This is a genomic window from Micromonospora sp. CA-248212, assembly GCF_050948405.1.
Classification (GTDB): domain Bacteria; phylum Actinomycetota; class Actinomycetes; order Mycobacteriales; family Micromonosporaceae; genus Micromonospora.
Map to the genome: position 1 here is coordinate 2786688 of NZ_CP192023.1, position 16439 is coordinate 2803126.

Genomic DNA, 16439 nt, shown 5'->3' on the forward strand with positions numbered 1-16439 from the left:
GTTGTCAACACCAACCGGCGGTGGCCGGCATGACGGAGACCAACGGCTGGTCGGGCACCGTGGCGCTGGTGCTGGCGTCCAGCACCGGTGGGGTCGGCCAGCACGTCCGTTCGGTCGCACGGGGGCTCGTCGCGTCCGGCGCGACGGTGCTGGTCTGCGGGCCGGCGGCGACGCAGGAGCAGTTCGACTTCACCGGCGTCGGCGCGCGTTTCGAACCGGTGGAGATCCCGGCCAGCCCGACCCCGGCCGACGCGCGGGCGGTGCTCGCCCTGCGGCGGGTGCTCGCCACGGCCCGGGTCGACGTGCTGCACGCGCACGGTCTGCGCGCCGGTCTCGTCGCCGTACTGGCCCGGCCGACCGCCCCGCTCGTGGTGACCTGGCACAACGCCGTCCTCGCGGGCGGGTTGCGCGGCGGGGTGTCCCGGCTCGTCGAGCGGGTGGTCGCCCGGGGGCCCGGGTGGCGCTGGGGGCGTCGTCCGACCTGGTCGGGCGGGCCACCGCGCTGGGCGCCGCCGACGCGCGGCTCGCCCCGGTCGCCGCCCCGACGCTGGCCGCGCCGCGTCGGCGTCGCGCCGCCGTCCGCGCCGAGTTCGGCGTGGGACCGGAGCAGCCGCTCATCCTCTCGGTGGGGCGGCTGCACCCGCAGAAGCGCTACGACGTGCTGGTCGACGCGGCGGCCCGCTGGCGGACGCGTACCCCACCGCCGGTCGTGGTGATCGCCGGAAGCGGCCCGGCGTACCTGTCGTTGGCCGCGCGGATCTCGGCGGCCCGCGCTCCGGTGACCCTGCTGGGGCACCGTACCGATGTGGCCGACCTGCTCGCCGGCGCCGACCTCGCGGTGGTCACCAGCGACTGGGAGGCGCGGCAGTTGTTCGCCCAGGAGGCGATGCGGGCCGGCGTGCCGTTGGTGACGACGGCGGTGGGCGGCCTGCCGGAGCTGGTCGGTGACGCCGCCGCGCTGGTCCCCTCGGTCGACGTGGACGCGGTCGACGCGGCGGTGCGCGCGCTGCTGGACGACCCGACGGCCCGGACCGATCTGGGTCGGCGCGGCGCCGAACGGGCGGCGACGTGGCCCACCGAGGCGGACACGGTCGCCGTGCTGGCGGCGGTCTACGCCGAACTGGCCGCCCACCCGGCGGCGCCCGGCTCCGACGCGCCCCTGACGGGACACCGCTGATGGTGCGTCGACTGGCCCCGGCCCTGTTGACCGTGCTCGTGGTGGCGTTGGGCGTCGCCGCGCTGGCCGTCCGGCCGCCGCAGGGCACGCCGCAGCGCACCGCCGACTTCGTGGTGCTCGCCGGTGTCTCGGGGCTGCGCTGGGAGGACGTCGACCAGCAGCGCACGCCGACACTGTGGCGGATGGCCCAGGAAGGTTCGATCGGCTCGCTGTCGGTGCGGTCCGCGCACCGGCCCACCTGCCCGGTGGACGGCTGGTTGACGCTCGGCGCGGGCAGTTTCGCCGGCTGGAACGGCGCCCGCCCGGACGGCGGCTGCCCGCCGGCCTCGGTGGCCGTGGAGCAGCCGGACGGGATCGGCGCGAACCTGCCCGACCAGGAGAGCGTGGTCCAGTACAACCAGCAGCGGCTGCCGTGGGGCACGATGCCCGGGTCGCTGTCGGAGTCGGTGCGCTGCTCGGTCGCCGTGGGGCCGGGCGCCGCCGTGGCCGCCGCGCGGCCGTTCGGCCGGGTCGACAGGTACGCCGCGGGGCTGCCGGCCGACCCGCGTCGGCTGCTCGGCTCGTGTGTCCTGAGCATCGTCGACCTCGGCACGATCGAGGGAGCGATCCGGCGGCGCGCGCCGAGGAGGCACGGGTCGCCGACGCCCTACTGGCCCGGGTCCTGGCCGCCCGCCCGCCGCGGTCGCTGGTGCTGGTCGCCGGCATCTCCGACACCGAGCGGCCGTCGCGGCTGCACGTGGCGATCGCCGACGGGCCGGGTTGGGAGCGGGGCTGGCTGACCTCGGCCAGCACCGGCCGTGACGGTTACCTCCAGCTCGTCGACCTCGCGCCGACGGCGTTGGCCGCGCTGGGCCGGCCGATGCCGGAGCGGCTGTTCCTCGGCCGGCCGGCGGTCAGCACCGGTGGTCGGCCGGCGGACCTGACGGAGGCGATCAACGCCCCGGCGGACGCCGACCGGGAGGCGGCCGCCCAGCGGACCGTCTCCGGCGGGTTCTTCGCCCTGCTCGCCGGGGCGCAGGTGCTGCTGGCCCTGGCCGTGCTGCCGTTGCTGCGCCGCGCGCGGCCACACGCGGGCCCGACCGGCCCGACCCCGATCCCGGCCCGGGTCCTGGCGGTGGTCGAGCTGCTGCTGGTCGCGGCGGCGTTGACCGTCCCGGCCGCGTTGCTGGCCGACGCCGTCCCCTGGTGGCGCGGCGGGCACCCCGGGTGGATCTTCGCCGGGGTCACCGCGCTGCTGGTCGCGGGGGGCACGGCCGCGGTCCGCTTCGCCCCCGGGTACGCGAGGACCCTCGGCCCGGTCGGCGCGGTGGCCGGCCTGACGACCCTGGTCGTCGGCGTGGACGTGCTGACCGGGGCCCGCCTCCAGCTCAACGGCGTGGTCGGCTACTCGGCGTTGCAGGGTGGTCGGTACGCCGGGCTGAGCACGGTCGCGCTGGGGGTGTTCCTCGCCGGCGCGCTGGTGACCGGCGGGTGGCTCGCCCAGCGGGTGCACCGGCGCTGGCGGCCCGCCGTGATGGTCGCCGTGGGTGGCCTCGCCGTGGTGGTGGCCGGCAGCCCCTACCTCGGCGCCGACCCGGTCGGCGCGATCGCGCTGACCGCCGGCCTGAGCGTGGCGGCGGCGATCAGCGCCGGTGGCTGGCTGACCATCAGTCGACTGGCGTGGGCCACCATGGCCGCCCTGGCGGTCGGTATCGGCTTCGCCGTCGTGGACCTGCGCCGGCTGCCGGCCGAGCGGGGGAGCCTCGGCCGGTTCCTGTCCGCGGTCGGCGACGGCACCGGCGGTTTCACCGTGCACCGATCCAGCACGGCGAACTTCGAGACGTTGGTGAACAGCCCGTTGACGGTGCTGGCGCTCGCCGGCGGGCTGCTGGTGTGGTTCGCCCTGCTGCAGCCGTGGGGTGGACTGATGCGGCTGTTCGGCATCTACCCGGCGGTGCGGGCGGCGTTCGCCGGCACGGCGGTCGCGGCGGTGCTGGGCGGTGTGCTCGACGGTGCCGCACTGGACGTGGCCGGCGCGGCGGCCGCCCTGGTGGTGCCGCTGGCGGCGCTGGCGTCGCTGCGGGTCCTCGGGCACGCCGCCGACCGGACCCGCCCCGCCACGGGCCGCGAGCGGGAGAACGATGCCGACGACGATCCGGGTTCCGGGGGCGACGGGCCAGCCGGTGGGGGAACGGTCCGACCGGCGGCGGTGGTCCGCTCGGAGCGGGTCACCCCGGCCGGTCGGCGGTTCGCCCGCCGCGCCACCCCGTACCGTCGTCCTGGGGCCGGACCTGGGCTCGCCGGCGGCCGACGGCCCCGGCCGGTCGGACGGTCCGACGGCGGGCGCTGCGGCCACCGCTCCGGCGCAGCGGCGTCCGACGGACACGCCAGCGCCATCGAGCGAGGTTGCCACCTCCTGACCGCCGGACGCCGCCCGGGTGGCCCGTTCCGGTCCCACCCGGGGTGCGGCCTGCGAGTACCCGTCGTGAAGGTGTTACCGTGGAATCCCGTGGATCGCGTGATCACTTTGCTGATCGAGCACGGCGGTCTGCATGACCGCGACAGACGACACGGGAGCAGGCCTTGGCCCCATCAGCACGGACGACCAGGCACATTTTCGTCACCGGGGGCGTCGCCTCCTCGCTGGGTAAGGGCCTCACCGCCTCCAGCCTCGGCAACCTGTTGACCGCGCGCGGGCTCCGCGTCGTGATGCAGAAGCTCGACCCCTACCTGAACGTTGACCCGGGGACGATGAACCCGTTCCAGCACGGCGAGGTCTTCGTCACCGAGGACGGCGCCGAGACCGACCTCGACGTCGGGCACTACGAGCGTTTCCTCGACCGGGCGCTGTCCGGCAAGGCGAACGTCACCACCGGGCAGATCTACTCCGACGTGATCGCCAAGGAGCGGCGCGGCGAGTACCTGGGCGACACCGTCCAGGTCATCCCGCACATCACCAACGAGATCAAGTCGCGGATCCTGGCGATGGCCGACCCGGACGAGGACGGCGTCCTGCCCGACGTGGTCATCACCGAGGTCGGTGGCACGGTGGGCGACATCGAGTCGCTGCCGTTCCTGGAGGCGATCCGTCAGGTCCGCCACGACCTGGGCCGGGACAACTGTTTCTACCTGCACGTCTCGCTGGTGCCGTACCTGGCGCCGTCGGGCGAGCTGAAGACCAAGCCGACCCAGCACTCCGTGGCCCAGCTGCGGAACATCGGTATCCAGCCGGACGCCATCGTGCTGCGCTGCGACCGGGAGATCCCGGTGAAGCTCAAGGAGAAGCTGTCGCTCTACTGCGACGTCGACGCCGAGGCGGTCGTCGCCGCCCCGGACGCCCCGAGCATCTACGACATCCCGAAGGTGCTGCACCGCGAGGGGCTCGACGCGTACGTGGTGCGCCGGCTCGGGCTCTCGTTCCGGGACGTGGACTGGGCGAGCTGGGACGACCTGCTGGAGCGGGTGCACCGCCCGCGGCACACGGTGACCGTCGCGGTGGTCGGCAAGTACGTGGACCTGCCCGACGCGTACCTGTCGGTGAGCGAGGCGATCCGGGCGGCCGGTTTCGGTAACCGGTCCCGGGTGCAGCTCAAGTGGGTGCCCAGCGACGAGTGCGTCACCCCGGCCGGCGCGGCGGCGGCCCTGGCCGGCGTGGACGGCATCCTCATCCCGGGCGGGTTCGGCGTCCGGGGCATCGAGGGCAAGATCGGTACGGCCCGGTACGCGCGGGAGAACGGCATCCCCCTGCTCGGCCTCTGCCTCGGACTGCAGTGCATGACGATCGACGTGGCCCGGCACCTGGCCGGCCTGGACGGCGCCAACTCGTTGGAGTTCGACGAGCAGGCCGCGCACCCGGTCATCGCCACCATGGCCGACCAGGAGGACATCGTCGCCGGCAAGGGCGACCTGGGCGGCACCATGCGGCTCGGGGCGTACCCGGCGACGTTGACCGAGGGCTCGATCGTCGCCGAGGCGTACGGCAGCACCGACATCAGCGAGCGGCACCGGCACCGCTACGAGGTCAACAACGCCTACCGGGACGCGTTGACCAAGGCGGGCCTGCACATCTCCGGCACCTCGCCGGACGGCCGGCTGGTCGAGTTCATCGAGCTGGACCGCGAGCTGCACCCGTTCTTCGTGGCCACGCAGGCGCACCCGGAGCTCAAGAGCCGCCCGACCCGTCCGCACCCGCTGTTCGCGTCGTTCGTCAAGGCCGCGGTGGCGTACTCGCAGGCCGACCAGTTGCCGGTCGACCTCGATCCCGCCGCGGAGGCCCCGTCGGCCCGCAAGGCGGCCCGCAACGGCGCCGCCACGAAGGCGTCGGCGTGAGCGAGCATCGCTACGAGGTCCGTTCCCGCGAGGAGCGGTACCGCGGGCGGATCTTCGACGTGGTCACCGAGGAGGTGACCATGCCCGGCGGCGGGACCGCGCTGCGCGACCTGGTCCGGCACGTCGGGGCGGTGGCCGTGGTGGCCCTGGACGACACCGGTCAGGTGGTGCTGATCCGCCAGTATCGGCACCCGGTGGGCCGGCACCTCTGGGAGCTGCCGGCCGGGCTGATGGACGTCTCCGGCGAGGAGTTGCCGGCCGCCGCGCTGCGGGAGCTGGCCGAGGAGGCCGACCTGACCGCCGGGCGGATCGACGTGCTGGTCGACCTGCACAGCTCGCCCGGGTTCACCAACGAGATCGTCCGGGTCTTCCTGGCTCGGGACCTCGCCGACGTGCCGGCCGACGAGCGGCACGAGCGCCACGACGAGGAGGCCGACCTCCAGGTCGTCCGCGTCGACCTCGACGAGGCGGTCGGCATGGTCCTGGCCGGCGAGATCACCAACGCGTCCGCGGTGGCCGGGCTGCTCGCGGCGGCGCGTGGCCGGGACACCGGCTTCGCGGCGCTGCGCCGGGCGGAGGCGCCGCTGCCGCGCTGAGCGCCGCAGTTCGGTCCAGCCGATCATCGAGTACGCGCCAGAGGGGCCCCGCGGTCAACCGCGGGGCCCCTCTGGGTGTCCAAGCGGAAGGTCAGTCCCGCAGCGGGCGACCCTGCGCGTCCGTGCCGCCGTTGACGAGGATCAGGATGCCGTCGATGAGGCCCCAGAGGCCGCCGGCACCACAGGTCACCAGGCTCACGACGAGCTGGAGCACGGCGATCTTGGTGTGTCCGGTGTAGAACCGACCGGCACCGAAGGTGCCGAGCAGGATGCCGAGGATGCCCGCGACGACCTTGCTCTTGTCGGAGTAACCCGGGGCGTACCCGGGCTGGTATTCAGGAGTGGTCATGGGCGGACACAATAGTGATCCACTCGCCCGCTGTCCGTACCGCCGCCCGGCAGATGGGACGATAATGGGCGAACACTGTCCTGACGGCTGAGGTGACATCCACCGCCGGCTCGGTCCGTGCCCTGACACTCCGTCAGGTCGTCCGGGCACCGGATGCCACTGTGCTGGCTCGTCGCGGGGCCGGACGCGCCTAGACTGCCGCCGGCGGGACCGGTGGACCGTGGCGGCAATGGGGCCGTCGTGGCGCCGAGCGGTCGGGGGAACTCAGCCCCGAAGAGAGGTGTCTGCATCGTGAAGGTCGGAATCCCACGCGAGGTCAAGAACCACGAGTACCGCGTGGCGATCACGCCGGCGGGCGTCAACGAGTTCACCCGCAGCGGCCACCAGGTCTTCGTCGAGTCCGGCGCGGGCGTCGGCTCCAGCATCACCGACGAGGAGTTCGCCGCCGCCGGCGCGAAGATCCTGGCCACCGCCGACGAGGTGTGGGACACCGCAGAGCTGGTGCTCAAGGTCAAGGAGCCGATCGCCGAGGAGTACCACCGGATGCGCGAGGGGCAGGTCCTCTTCACCTACCTGCACCTGGCCGCCTCGAAGGAGTGCACGGACGCGCTGGTCGACCGGAAGGTCACCGGCATCGCGTACGAGACCGTCGAGCTGCCCGACAAGTCGCTGCCGCTGCTCGCGCCGATGTCCGAGGTGGCGGGCCGGCTCGCCCCGCAGGTGGGCGCGTTCTACATGATGCGGACCGGCGGTGGTCGGGGCGTGCTGCCCGGCGGCGTCTCCGGCGTGTACGCGGCGAAGACCGTCGTCATCGGCGCCGGCGTCTCCGGCATGAACGCCGCCGCCATCGCCCTGGGCCTGCAGTCCGAGGTGCTGCTGCTGGACAAGAACGTGGCCCGCCTGCGCCAGGCCGACGCCATCTACCGGGGGCACCTGCAGACCGTCGCCTCCAACGCGTACGAGATCGAGCGGGCCGTCCTCGACGCCGACCTGGTCATCGGCGCGGTGCTGGTGCCCGGCGCGAAGGCCCCGACGCTCATCTCCAACGAGCTGGTCTCCCGGATGAAGCCGGGCAGCGTGCTCGTCGACATCGCCATCGACCAGGGTGGCTGCTTCGAGGACTCGCGGCCCACCACGCACGCCGACCCGGTCTACAAGGTGCACGAGTCGATCTTCTACTGCGTGGCGAACATGCCCGGCGCGGTGCCGAACACCAGCACCTACGCGTTGACCAACGTCACCCTGCCGTACGCCCTCGAACTGGCCAACCAGGGCTGGCGCGACGCCCTGCGCACCGACCCGGCGCTGGCGCTGGGCCTGAACACCCACGACGGCCAGGTCACCTACGGCCCGGTCGCCGAGGCGCACGGCATGCCCGTGCTCCCGCTGGCCGAGGTGCTGGGCTGACCGACTCCACTGTCGAACGGGCCGGTGCGGGCGTCGAACCCGCGCCGGCCCTGCGCCGTGCCGTCCGCGGGTACCTCGACCACCTCACCGTCGAGCGCGGCCTGTCCGCGAACACCCTCGCCTCGTACCGCCGGGATCTGGACCGTTATCTCACGACCCTGGCCGAGGTCGGCGTCGCCGACCTCGCGTCGGTCGCCCCCGGCGTCGTCGAGTCGCACCTGGCCCGACTACGCGCGGGCGACGACGACCACCCGCCCCTGGCCGTGTCGTCGGCCGCCCGCGCGGCCAGCGCGGTTCGTGGCCTGCACCGGTTCGCCGTGCGGGAGGGGCTGGCCGGCGCCGACCCGAGCCGCGACGTCCGCCCGCCCACCCCGCCGCGCCGGCTGCCCCGCGCGCTGGGAGTCGACGACGTTTCCCGCCTGCTGGAGACCACCGGGCCGGTCACCGCGACCGGTGACGGCGCGTCGCTCGCGCTGCGCGACCGGGCGCTGCTGGAGTTCCTGTACGGCACCGGCGCGCGGATCTCCGAGGCGGTCGGCGCGGCGATCGACGACCTGGACGTCGACGAGGGCGCCGTGCTGCTGCGCGGCAAGGGCGGCCGGATGCGACTCGTCCCGATCGGCGGGTACGCCGTCGACGCGGTCCGCGCCTACCTGGTCCGGGCCCGCCCGACGCTGGCCGCCGCCGGCCGGGGCACCCCGGCGGTGTTCCTCAACGCCCGGGGCGGCGCGCTGTCCCGCCAGGGCGCCTGGATGATCCTGCGGCACGCCGCCGCCCGCGCCGGCCTGCCGGTCGAGGGACCGTCGGCGGTGTCCCCGCACACGCTGCGCCACTCGTACGCGACCCACCTGCTCGACGGTGGCGCCGACGTGCGGGTCGTCCAGGAACTGCTCGGTCACGCCTCGGTGACCACCACCCAGGTCTACACCCTCGTCACCGTCGAACGGCTGCGCGAGGTGTACGCCACCGCCCACCCGCGCGCCCGCGACTGACGCCCCGGTCGGGGTCGGTCCCGACACGCCGGGCCGGTGCCGAACGCCCTGCTGGTCGGTGGCGTACAGTCGGCATCGGCGCGGACCTCCTGGGGCGACACGACCGGGGTGCGCAGCGGCGCCGCGAAGGACGTCGGACGGCTCCGACGCCGGGTGGGTCGTCGGGAGGGGGCAACGAGCACATGGCTGGCAACGGTGACCGTGCCGAGACGTGGACGTCGGAGCTCCGCGAGCAGCAGGCCGCGCTCGGCAACGATCTGGGTCCGGCCGACCCGGCCGCCTACACGATGCGCAAGCCCATCCCCGAGCCGATGCCCACTGATCGGCACGGTCCGGCGCGCATCATCGCGATGGCCAACCAGAAGGGTGGCGTCGGCAAGACGACCACCACCATCAACCTGGGCGCGGCCCTCGCGGAGTACGGCCGCAAGGTGCTGCTCGTTGACTTCGACCCGCAGGGCGCGCTCTCGGTGGGCCTGGGTGTCAACCCGCACAACCTCGACCTGTCCGTCTACAACCTGCTCATGCAGGACGACGTGACCGCCGAGGACGTCCTCATCAAGACCGACGTCGCGGGCCTGCACCTGCTACCGGCCAACATCGACCTCTCCGCCGCCGAGATCCAGCTCGTCAACGAGGTCGCCCGCGAGATGGCCCTGGCCCGGGTCCTGCGCTCGGTCCGCAAGGAGTACGACTACATCCTGATCGACTGCCAGCCGTCCCTCGGCCTGCTGGCGATCAACGCGCTGACCGTCGCGCACGGCGTGCTCATCCCGCTCGAGTGCGAGTTCTTCAGCCTGCGCGGTGTGGCCCTGCTGCTGGACACCATCGACAAGGTGCGCGAACGGCTCAACTTCGACCTGGAGCTCGAAGGCATTCTCGCCACCATGTACGACAGCCGCACCACCCACTGCCGTCAGGTGCTCCAGCGGGTGGTCGAGGCGTTCGGCGACAAGGTCTACCAGACGGTCATCACCAAGACGGTGAAGTTCCCGGAGTCCACCGTGGCCGGTGCCCCCATCACGACGATGGACCCGGCCTCCTCCGGGGCGCGTAACTACCGTCAGCTGGCCCGCGAGGTGATCGCCGCCCAGTCGGAGCGGTAGCCGGAAGTCCCGGTGTCCGTCTCGTGGACTACGGTCGTGCGGTGACCGCGCCACCCCTGCACCCGCCCGACACCGCCGATCCGGCCGTGGTCGACGGTGCGCAGCCCGCCGGGTTCACGGTGCGACTGGCCAACTTCACCGGCCCCTTCGACCTGCTGCTGCAACTCATCGGCAAACACAAGCTCGACGTCACCGAGGTGGCCCTGCACACGGTCACCGACGAGTTCATCGCCTACATCCGCGCCATGGGCGACGACTGGGACCTGGACGAGGCCAGCGAGTTCCTGCTCATCGCCGCGACCCTGCTCGACCTGAAGGCCGCCCGGCTGCTGCCCGCCGCCGACGTCGAGGACGAGGAGGACCTCGCCCTGCTGGAGGCCCGGGACCTGCTCTTCGCCCGGCTGCTGCAGTACAAGGCGTACAAGGAGGCGGCGGCACACATCGCCGAGCTGGAAGCGGTCGGCGGCCGGCGCTATCCCCGGGCGGTGAGTCTGGAGCCCCGCTACGCCGAGGCGCTGCCCGACCTGGTGCTCGGCATCGGCCCGCAGCGGCTGCTGAAACTGGCCGTGAAGGCGATGACCCCGAAGGTGACGCCGGAGGTGTCCATCGCCCACGTGCACATGGTGCGGGTCAGTGTGCGGGAACACGCGGCGATCCTCACCGCCCGGCTGCGCCGGGCCGGCACGGCGACGTTCTCGCTGCTCTGCGCCGACTGCGAGGCCACCCTGGAGGTGGTGGCGAGGTTCCTGGCGCTGCTGGAGCTGTACCGGGAGGGTCTGGTGGCCTTCGTGCAGGAGCAGGCCCTGGAGGAGCTGACCGTGCGCTGGACCGGGCCCACCGACGGCGAGACCGAACTGCACGTCGACGAGTACGCCGGCACGCCCGCCGACGCCGACCCGCCTCCCGGCCCGGAGCCGGTGGCGGCGGGGGAGGAGGCCGGCGGACCGGTCGAAACGGAAGCGACGGAGGGTGCGCGGGATGAGTGACGAGGAGCGCCGGGACTCCCTGGCCGACCAGGCCGCCGCCTGGGTTCCCCCGTGGGAACGCCCCCGCCCACCGGCCCCCACCGCACCTGCCGAGGCCGAAGCCGAAGCTGAATCCACCGACGCAGCCGTCGGTGAACCGGCCGAGCCGGTCGCACCCCACGAGCCAGTGGTGGTCGCCGAGCCGGTCGAGGCCGCCGAGCCGCTCATGCCCCCCGAGCCGGTCGGGGCCGCTGAGCCGGTCGAGGCCGCCGAGCCGCTCATGCCCCCCGAGCCGGTCGGGGCCGCTGAGCGAATCGAGTCCACCGAGCCGGTCGAGACGGCTGAGCCGGTCGAGACCGCTGAGCCGGTCGTGCCCGCCGAGCCGGTCGTGCCGGAGGCCGACGCGCCCGCTGAGGCTGCGGAGCCCGCTGCGGCGGGCGCGACTCGGGGCGTACCCCGGCGGGAGCCCGTCGGGCGACGGCGGCCGGCGGTTGTGCCGGAGCCCGCGCCCGAGCTGCCCGACGCCGAGCTGCGCGGCGCGTTGGAGGCGATCCTCCTGGTGGTGGACGAACCGGTCAGCGAGCTGGTTCTGGCCCAGGTGCTGGAGCAGCCGGCCGAGCGGATCGGGCCGGTGCTCGACGAGATCGCGGCCGGCTACACGGCCGCCGGGAACGGGTTCGAGCTGCGCCGGGCCGCCGGCGGTTGGCGGTTGTACACCCGGCCGGAATACGCTACGTACGTCGAGCGGTTCGTCCTGGACGGGCAGTCCGTGCGGCTGACCCAGGCGGCTCTGGAGACCCTGGCCGTGGTCGCGTACAAGCAGCCGGTGACCCGGTCACGGATCTCGGCCATCCGGGGTGTCAACTGCGACGGCGTCATCCGTACGCTGGTCACTCGCGGCCTCGTCGAGGAGTGCGGCACCGAATCGGACAGCGGGGCGTTCCTGTACCGGACCACCACGCTGTTCCTGGAGAAGCTCGGGCTGAACACCGTCGACGAATTGCCACCTCTCGCACCCTTCCTGCCCGACGACGTAGAAGAGCTTGCCGATGCGACCCGATAACCGTTCCCCGAAGTCCGACGCCCCCGTCTACGAGGGCGCGGAACGCCTGCAGAAGGTGCTCGCCGCCGCCGGCGTGGGTTCCCGCCGTGCCTGCGAGGACCTGATCTTCCGGCGCCGGGTCACCGTGGACGGGCGGGTCGCCAAGCTCGGCGACAAGGTCGACCCCGCCACGTCCGTGATCCACGTGGACGGCGAGCGCCTCCAGGTCGACGTCCGCCTGGTCTACGTGGCGATGAACAAGCCGCGCGGTGTGGTGACCACCATGTCGGACGACAAGGGGCGCACCGAACTGGCCGAGTTCATCGGCCGGCGGTTGGACCAGCGGGTCTACCACGTCGGGCGGCTCGACGCGGACAGCGAGGGCCTGCTGCTGCTCACCAACGACGGCAACCTCGCGCACAAGCTCATGCACCCCTCGTACGAGGTGCTGAAGACCTACCTGGCCGAGGTGGTCGGGCCGATCCCGCGCAACCTGAGCAAGCGGCTCCTCGCGGGCGTCGAACTGGAGGACGGGCCGGTGAAGGTCGACTCGTTCAAGGTGGTGGGCACCCTGGGCAAGAGCGCCCAGGTGGAGCTGAGCCTGCACGAAGGGCGCAAGCACATCGTCCGGCGGTTGATGGACGAGGTCGGGCACCCGGTCACCCGTCTGGTGCGTACCTCCATCGGTCCGATCCGGTTGGGCGACCTGCGCACCGGGCGTCTGCGGCGCCTGACCAACGCGGAGGTCGCCGCCCTGTTCCGCGCGGTGGGTGACTGACCCCCGGGCTTCGGGGTACGGCTGCCGGTAGGCTCCGCAGCGGCCGGGAAGCGGCCGCCGGAGGGTGGCGTGGGTCGCCTCGGGCGGCGGCGCGCGTGGGTGCGCCACGGGCCCCGGGCATGATGGATGACGATGGACAACCGCTTGCGGCGCCAGCACCGGGCGATCCGCGAGGTACGGGCTGAGGAGGACACGGTGGAGGAAAACGTACGGGCCGAGCGATGTGTGGTCGCTGTGGACGGGCCGTCCGGTTCGGGTAAGTCCACCGTGTCGCGGCGGCTCGCCGCCGGCATCGGTGCGCGCTACCTGGACACCGGGGCGATGTACCGGGCGATCACGTGGGCCGTGCTGCGCTCCGGCGTGGATCTCACGGACGCCGCGTCGGTGGCCAAGGTCGCCGGCGAGGCCGACCTGCGCATCGGCACCGACCCCCAGGGGTACGGCGTGACCGTCGACGGCGTGAGCGTGGACGCGGAGATCCGCGGGCCCGAGGTGACTCAGGCGGTCTCCGCCGTCGCCGCCGTGCCAGCCGTCCGTGAGCTGCTGGTCGCCCGGCAGCGCGAGATGATCGTCAACGCGGGCCGAATGGTGGTCGAGGGCCGGGACATCGGTTCGGTCGTGGCGCCGGACGCCGACCTGAAGGTCTTCCTGACCGCCTCCGAGGCGGCCCGCGCGGCCCGGCGCAGCGCCGAGGACGCCGCCGACGTGGCGGCCACCGCCGCCGACCTGGCCCGCCGCGACAAACTCGACTCGACCCGCAAGGTCAACCCGTTGGCCCAGGCGGAGGACGCCGTCGTGCTGGACACCACCGAGCTGGGCATCGACGAGGTCGTGGCCCGGCTGCGTGACCTGCTCAGCGAGCGGGGAGTGGCATGAGCGAGGGTGGTTCCTGGGTCGAGCTGCGCGAGCCGGACCTCGTCGTCGAGGAGCCGACCGGCCCGCAGCCGGTGGTCGCGGTCGTCGGCCGTCCCAACGTGGGCAAGTCGACGCTCGTCAACCGGATCATCGGCCGCCGGCAGGCGGTCGTCGAGGACATTCCCGGCGTGACCCGGGACCGCGTGCCGTACGACGCGCAGTGGAACGGCCGGTCGTTCACCGTGGTGGACACCGGCGGTTGGGAGCCGGACGCGAAGGACCGCGCGGCGGCCATCGCCGCGCAGGCCGAGACGGCGGTGGTCACCGCCGACGTGGTCCTCTTCGTGGTCGACGCGATGGTCGGCTCCACCGACGTGGACGAGGCCGCGGTGAAGATGCTGCGTCGCAGCGCCAAGCCGGTCATCCTGGTGGCCAACAAGGCCGACAACAACTCCATCGAGATGGAGGCCGTGTCGCTGTGGTCGCTCGGCCTCGGCGAGCCGTTCCCGGTGTCCGCGCTGCACGGGCGCGGCTCCGGTGACCTGCTGGACGCCATCCTCGCCGCGCTGCCGGAAGCCCCCGCGATCGTCGAGAACCGGCCGCGCGGGCCGCGCCGGGTGGCGCTGGTCGGCCGGCCGAACGTGGGCAAGTCCAGTCTGCTCAACCGGTTCTCCGGCGAAGATCGGGCCGTTGTCGACTCGGTCGCCGGCACCACAGTGGACCCGGTCGACAGCCTGGTCGAGATCGGCGGCCAGACCTGGCAGCTCGTGGACACCGCCGGTCTGCGCAAGCGGGTCGGCAAGGCCAGCGGCACCGAGTACTACGCCAGCCTGCGCACCGCCGGCGCGATCGAGGCCGCCGAGGTGGCCGTCGTGCTCCTGGACGCCAGCGAGCCGATCAGCGAGCAGGACCAGCGGATCCTCACGATGGTGACCGAGGCCGGCCGAGCGCTGGTCATCGCGTTCAACAAGTGGGACCTGGTCGACGCCGACCGCCGGTACTACCTGGACAAGGAGATCGACCGGGAGCTGCGCCGCATCCCCTGGGCGATCCGGCTGAACCTGTCGGCCATGACCGGCCGCGCCGTCGACAAGCTGGCCCCGGCCCTCAACAAGGCCCTGGCGAGCTGGGAACTGCGCGTACCGACCGCGCACCTCAACCAGTGGCTCACCGCGCTCGTGCAGGCCACCCCGCACCCGGTGCGCGGTGGACGGGCGCCCCGCATCCTGTTCGCCACGCAGGCCGGGGTGGCGCCGCCGCGGTTCGTGCTCTTCACCACGGGCCCGCTCGACGCCGGATACCAGCGGTTCGTCGAGCGCAAGCTCCGCGAGGAGTTCGGGTACGAGGGCAGCCCCATCGAGATCTCCGTACGCCCCCGCAAGAAGCTCGGCCCCGGTGGTCGGGGCAAGGCGCACGGCTGATTCCTGGCGTTCTGTCGGGTGGGCCAGACGATCACCGTCTGGCCCACCCTCCTAGGACGCTCTAGGGGTTGTGGGGTGGTTCGCCGCTCCGACAACGCGGGTGGGGCCTGTGCGGACGGGGCAGGAGTGCTGCGCTAAGCTGTACCGGCTGTCGCAGGGGGAACTCTGCGGGGGCGGGACGTGGCGCAGCTTGGTAGCGCACTTGACTGGGGGTCAAGGGGTCGTCGGTTCGAATCCGGCCGTCCCGACCGGTTGACCTGGGGAGATGAAGATCATCCCAGGTAACGGCGGTAACATCCGGTAACGGATGATCTTTGTTGGCGGTAACGGCGTGGATGGTTTGCCGTTGACGTGCCTGTTGCACAACGCTCTGACCTGCCGCTTCGTCTGCGTCCTGGACGGAGCGGCAGGTCTGCTCTTTATTGCGCGTCAAGTGCTGCAGATGTTGCTAGCTGTCGCTACCTCCGATGCTGCGACACCGATGTACAGAGGATCGTCGGTGGCTCCAGCTCACGACGATCCGAGCCGGATCGAGCCGATCTTCCACCGCACGACGCCGACGAGGCGTGGCTTCTCGGAACGCTGGACTACGAGGACGCCGGCCGGCCCCGCTTTGATATCCGAGTGCGCTCCGCGACTACCGGGCTGGTCCAGGACGGCCCTTGTCCTCCCCGCAGGATCACGGAGGCGCGCACGGTATGGCTCCACGATCAAGGCATGATCGACGAGGCTTCTGCTCGCCCGTATCCTCAGCCGGTGCGGGGGACCCACCGCCGTCGCGAGGAGGTCGGCAGGTGTACAGGTATTTACGGCGGCGATGGGTGTTGGTCGGGCTCGTCGCTCTGGCCGTCGCGATCGTGGTGGCGTGGATCGTATGGCCCAACCCGACCACTGCGCCTCGGGAGCGACAATACCGCGATGTCACCGCCTGCTTGCTGACCGACAACAGGGGGCTGGCCAGCCGAGACGCGAGAGCCGCCTGGACTGGGATGCAACGCGCTTCGGTCGAGTCGCTGGTGCAGGTGCAGTACCTAGCCGCGGACGGCGTCCAAGATGAGTCCAATGTGGCTGCCTACTTCAACACGTTGGCTGCTCAGGGGTGCGAGATGGTCATCGCGGTCGGGGCTGCTCCGGTGGATGCGTTAATCGCCGGTAAGGACCGCTTTCCGGCTATTCGGTATGTGGTCGTGGATGGCGCGCCGAACGTGGGCGTGACCATAGTGGAGGCCGGCTCTCCAGATGAGATCGTCAATGGTGTTGCCGCGGCCGTCCGCACCTTGCCCGCTACGACCTAACATGTAAAAACTAGGCCACTGATGGCCATTGTTTTCTCAGCGAACGTCCAGGAAGCTTCCCGTTGCATGATCAAGCTACGGGGAGGGCTGCCATGGGCGGTCGGCATGATGCTGTTCGCGGGGCGTTGGCACGGCGGCGTGCCCGTAT

At 72.6% G+C, this 16439-nt stretch carries 12 protein-coding genes, 1 tRNA gene and 2 pseudogenes; 14 read left to right on the forward strand and 1 reads right to left on the reverse strand.

The features are described from left to right. Positions 1-29: 29 nt before the first annotated feature. The 4 genes and pseudogenes from ACQP03_RS13410 (at position 30) to ACQP03_RS13425 (ending at position 6081) form a co-directional block, all read left to right on the forward strand. Positions 30-1177, forward strand: a pseudogene (locus ACQP03_RS13410) (glycosyltransferase family 4 protein). Beyond that, positions 1177-3576 (forward strand): annotated as a pseudogene (locus ACQP03_RS13415) (hypothetical protein). Before ACQP03_RS13410 ends, ACQP03_RS13415 begins: the two co-directional pseudogenes overlap by 1 nt. Before the next feature lie 163 nt (positions 3577-3739). After that, entirely contained in the window at positions 3740-5485 is a 1746-nt protein-coding gene (locus tag ACQP03_RS13420) for a CTP synthase (RefSeq protein ID WP_357120869.1), read from the forward strand. Further along, a complete protein-coding gene (locus tag ACQP03_RS13425) occupies positions 5482-6081 on the forward strand; it encodes an NUDIX hydrolase (protein ID WP_357398394.1) in 600 nt (199 codons plus the stop codon). Before ACQP03_RS13420 ends, ACQP03_RS13425 begins: the two co-directional genes overlap by 4 nt. A gap of 91 nt (positions 6082-6172) precedes the next feature. Here ACQP03_RS13425 and ACQP03_RS13430 read toward each other — a convergent pair whose 3' ends face one another. Continuing rightward, complete coding sequence (locus ACQP03_RS13430; protein ID WP_357396542.1) at positions 6173-6529, reverse strand: TM2 domain-containing protein; 357 nt, start codon at positions 6527-6529, stop codon at positions 6173-6175. A gap of 192 nt (positions 6530-6721) precedes the next feature. On the opposite strand from ACQP03_RS13430, the gene ald reads away from it, so the two are divergent. From ald to ACQP03_RS13480, 10 genes are all read left to right on the forward strand, one after another. Beyond that, positions 6722-7837 (forward strand): alanine dehydrogenase, encoded by a 1116-nt coding sequence (gene ald, locus ACQP03_RS13435; RefSeq protein ID WP_357120875.1) that lies wholly within the window; start codon positions 6722-6724, stop codon positions 7835-7837. After that, the gene (locus tag ACQP03_RS13440; protein WP_357396583.1) at positions 7834-8829 is read left to right on the forward strand and encodes a site-specific tyrosine recombinase XerD; all 996 of its coding nucleotides are present in this window, start codon (positions 7834-7836) and stop codon (positions 8827-8829) included. Before ald ends, ACQP03_RS13440 begins: the two co-directional genes overlap by 4 nt. 182 nt (positions 8830-9011) lie before the next feature. Continuing rightward, positions 9012-9935 carry a ParA family protein gene (locus tag ACQP03_RS13445; protein WP_357120878.1) on the forward strand — a complete coding sequence of 308 codons (924 nt, stop codon included), beginning with the start codon at positions 9012-9014 and terminating at the stop codon, positions 9933-9935. Positions 9936-9976: 41 nt separating this feature from the next. After that, on the forward strand, positions 9977-10921 hold the full coding sequence (locus ACQP03_RS13450; RefSeq protein WP_433460934.1) for a segregation and condensation protein A: 945 nt from the start codon (positions 9977-9979) through the stop codon (positions 10919-10921). Beyond that, positions 10914-11963, forward strand: a complete 1050-nt coding sequence (gene scpB, locus ACQP03_RS13455) for an SMC-Scp complex subunit ScpB (RefSeq protein WP_357172045.1) — start codon at positions 10914-10916, stop codon at positions 11961-11963. The genes ACQP03_RS13450 and scpB overlap by 8 nt, the downstream gene beginning before the upstream one ends. Then, positions 11950-12720, forward strand: a complete 771-nt coding sequence (locus ACQP03_RS13460; protein WP_357120884.1) for a pseudouridine synthase — start codon at positions 11950-11952, stop codon at positions 12718-12720. Before scpB ends, ACQP03_RS13460 begins: the two co-directional genes overlap by 14 nt. 195 nt (positions 12721-12915) lie before the next feature. Beyond that, entirely contained in the window at positions 12916-13596 is a 681-nt protein-coding gene (cmk, locus tag ACQP03_RS13465; protein ID WP_357172257.1) for a (d)CMP kinase, read from the forward strand. Beyond that, positions 13593-14996, forward strand: a complete 1404-nt coding sequence (gene der, locus ACQP03_RS13470) for a ribosome biogenesis GTPase Der (RefSeq protein WP_357120887.1) — start codon at positions 13593-13595, stop codon at positions 14994-14996. Before cmk ends, der begins: the two co-directional genes overlap by 4 nt. 174 nt (positions 14997-15170) lie before the next feature. Further along, positions 15171-15244, forward strand: a tRNA-Pro gene (locus ACQP03_RS13475). Positions 15245-15817: 573 nt separating this feature from the next. Beyond that, on the forward strand, positions 15818-16291 hold the full coding sequence (locus ACQP03_RS13480) for a hypothetical protein (RefSeq protein ID WP_357172046.1): 474 nt from the start codon (positions 15818-15820) through the stop codon (positions 16289-16291). Positions 16292-16439 lie beyond the last annotated feature (148 nt).

Excerpts from the sequence above, each read along its gene's own strand:
- ACQP03_RS13460 (WP_357120884.1), top strand. The coding sequence starts at position 11,950 with ATGCGACCCGATAACCGTTCCCCGAAGTCCGACGCCCCCGTCTACGAG.
- ACQP03_RS13445 (WP_357120878.1), top strand. The coding sequence starts at position 9,012 with ATGGCTGGCAACGGTGACCGTGCCGAGACGTGGACGTCGGAGCTCCGC.
- ACQP03_RS13430 (WP_357396542.1), bottom strand. The coding sequence starts at position 6,529 with ATGTCACCTCAGCCGTCAGGACAGTGTTCGCCCATTATCGTCCCATCT.
- der (WP_357120887.1), top strand. The coding sequence starts at position 13,593 with ATGAGCGAGGGTGGTTCCTGGGTCGAGCTGCGCGAGCCGGACCTCGTC.
- scpB (WP_357172045.1), top strand. The coding sequence starts at position 10,914 with ATGAGTGACGAGGAGCGCCGGGACTCCCTGGCCGACCAGGCCGCCGCC.